General features: G+C 54.5%; 1 rRNA gene. It reads right to left on the bottom strand.

The annotated features are described in order from the left end of the window. Positions 1-58 precede the first annotated feature (58 nt). Positions 59-3,187: ribosomal RNA gene (locus tag ACWRN3_RS22630) — 23S ribosomal RNA — on the bottom strand. Positions 3,188-3,391: the final 204 nt, after the last annotated feature.

The raw sequence follows: 3,391 nt of genomic DNA, 5'->3' as shown, positions 1-3,391 counted from the left end.
GGGGGTTGTTGGTTGGGAACCACATAGTGGACGCAAGCAGAATTTTGTATGTATCTGTGTGGTGTAAGTTATTGGCCTATTAGTACCGGTCAGCTTCACGAGTCGTTAGTCCTCGCTTCCACATCCGGCCTATCAACCCAGTGGTCTGGCTGGGGGCCTCTCACACATAATGTGTATGGAAATCTCATCTTGAAGCGAGCTTCCCGCTTAGATGCTTTCAGCGGTTATCCCATCCGAACGTAGCTAATCAGCGGTGCACTTGGCAGTACAACTGACACACCAGAGGTTCGTCCGTCCCGGTCCTCTCGTACTAAGGACAGCCCTTCTCAAATTTCCTGCGCGCGCAGCGGATAGGGACCGAACTGTCTCACGACGTTCTAAACCCAGCTCGCGTACCGCTTTAATGGGCGAACAGCCCAACCCTTGGGACCTACTCCAGCCCCAGGATGCGACGAGCCGACATCGAGGTGCCAAACCATGCCGTCGATATGGACTCTTGGGCAAGATCAGCCTGTTATCCCCGAGGTACCTTTTATCCGTTGAGCGACGGCCATTCCACAATGTACCGCCGGATCACTAGTCCCGACTTTCGTCCCTGCTCGAGATGTCTCTCTCACAGTCAAGCTCCCTTGTGCACTTACACTCGACACCTGATTGCCAACCAGGCTGAGGGAACCTTTGGGCGCCTCCGTTACTTTTTAGGAGGCAACCGCCCCAGTTAAACTACCCATCAGGCACTGTCCCTGACCCGGATTACGGGCCGAAGTTAGATGTCCAAAGTGACCAGAGTGGTATTTCAACGATGACTCCACCCGAACTGGCGTCCGGGCTTCAACGTCTCCCACCTATCCTACACAAGCCACTCCGAACACCAATACCAAACTATAGTAAAGGTCTCGGGGTCTTTCCGTCCTGCTGCGCGTAACGAGCATCTTTACTCGTACTGCAATTTCGCCGAGTTTATGGTTGAGACAGCGGGGAAGTCGTTACTCCATTCGTGCAGGTCGGAACTTACCCGACAAGGAATTTCGCTACCTTAGGATGGTTATAGTTACCACCGCCGTTTACTGGGGCTTAAATTCTCAGCTTCGCCGTGAGGCTAACCGGTCCTCTTAACCTTCCAGCACCGGGCAGGAGTCAGTCCGTATACATCGTCTTGCGACTTCGCACGGACCTGTGTTTTTAGTAAACAGTCGCTTCCCCCTGGTCTCTGCGGCCCCGATCCCCTCCCGGACGCGAAGTCCGATCAAGGTTGGGGCCCCCCTTCTCCCGAAGTTACGGGGGCATTTTGCCGAGTTCCTTAACCATAATTCTCTCGATCGCCTTAGTATTCTCTACCTGATCACCTGTGTCGGTTTGGGGTACGGGCGGCTAAAACCTCGCGTCGATGCTTTTCTCGGCAGCATAGGATCACCAAATCCCCCCAAACGGGGGTCCCATCAGATCTCAGGCCATATGAGTGGCGGATTTGCCTACCACTCGCCCTACATCCTTAGACCGGGACAACCATCGCCCGGCTCGGCTACCTTCCTGCGTCACACCTGTTAATACGCTTGCCTCCCAGGATCAGGTCCCGCGCTCCACCAAAACCCTTCACCCACAAGGGGTGTCGGGCAGGTCTCGGGCGGTTAGTATCCCCTGTTCAACATGGACGGTTTTTCGCCGGTACGGGAATATCAACCCGTTGTCCATCGACTACGCCTGTCGGCCTCGCCTTAGGTCCCGACTTACCCAGGGCAGATTAGCTTGACCCTGGAACCCTTGATCATTCGGCGGACGGGTTTCTCACCCGTCTTTCGCTACTCATGCCTGCATTCTCACTCGTGTAGGCTCCACCGCTGGTTTACACCGCGACTTCACCGCCCACACGACGCTCCCCTACCCATCCAGACGCCTGAACCACAAGGGCTTAGCTAAATATCTGAATGCCACAACTTCGGCGGTGTACTTGAGCCCCGCTACATTGTCGGCGCGGAATCACTTGACCAGTGAGCTATTACGCACTCTTTTAAGGGTGGCTGCTTCTAAGCCAACCTCCTGGTTGTCTGGGCAACTCCACATCCTTTCCCACTTAGCACACGCTTAGGGGCCTTAGTTGGTGGTCTGGGCTGTTTCCCTCTCGACTATGAAGCTTATCCCCCACAGTCTCACTGCTGCGCTCTCACTTACCGGCATTCGGAGTTTGGCTGACGTCAGTAACCTTGTAGGGCCCATTAGCCATCCAGTAGCTCTACCTCCAGCAAGAAACACGCAACGCTGCACCTAAATGCATTTCGGGGAGAACCAGCTATCACGAAGTTTGATTGGCCTTTCACCCCTACCCACAGCTCATCCCCTCCATTTTCAACTGAAGTGGGTTCGGTCCTCCACGACGTCTTACCGTCGCTTCAACCTGGCCATGGGTAGATCACTTCGCTTCGGGTCTAGATCACGCCACTCACACGCCCTATTCAGACTCGCTTTCGCTACGGCTGCCCCACACGGGTTAACCTCGCGACGTAACACTAACTCGCAGGCTCATTCTTCAAAAGGCACGCCGTCACCAGAATCAGACTGGCTCCGACGGATTGTAAGCACACGGTTTCAGGTACTGTTTCACTCCCCTCCCGGGGTACTTTTCACCTTTCCCTCACGGTACTGGTCCGCTATCGGTCATTAGGGAGTATTTAGGCTTATCAGGTGGTCCTGACAGATTCGCACGGGATTTCTCGGGCCCCGTACTACTTGGGATACTCTCACAGGCGGTACAAACACATTACGGTTACGGGACTAACACCCTCTCTGGCCGGCCTTTCAAAACCGTTCACCTATGCGCGCACATCACACCCCACCAGCCCGGCAGAACTGGTATGGAAAGTCCCACAACCCCGACCATGCAACGCCCGCCGGCTATCACACATGGAACGGTTTAGCCTGATCCGCGTTCGCTCGCCACTACTAACGGAATCACTATTGTTTTCTCTTCCTGCGGGTACTGAGATGTTTCACTTCCCCGCGTTCCCCCCACGCACCCTATGTGTTCAGGTACGGGTCACCAAGTCACTCGCGCGCTTGGCGGGGTTTCCCCATTCGGACACCCTGGGATCACAGTCCGGTTATCGACTCCCCCAGGCTTATCGCAGATTCCTACGTCCTTCTTCGGCTCCTAATGCCAAGGCATCCACCGTGTGCTCTTAAAAACTTGACCACAAAGATCAAAAACATTTTCGAGAGAACCATGAAAACCAACCACACCCAAAGAGTGCAGCCAGATCCAGGTTCATTTATCTTGGAAATTGCTTCTTATACAAGATGCTCGCGTCCACTATGTAGTTCTCAAACAACAACCCCACACCACACACCCCACACACACGTGCGTGGACCGTCATGGCAGGGAAACCAGAAACAAACA

Source organism: Pseudarthrobacter sp. rb (assembly GCF_056389225.1).
This window is presented reverse-complemented; position numbering and strand designations above follow the sequence as displayed.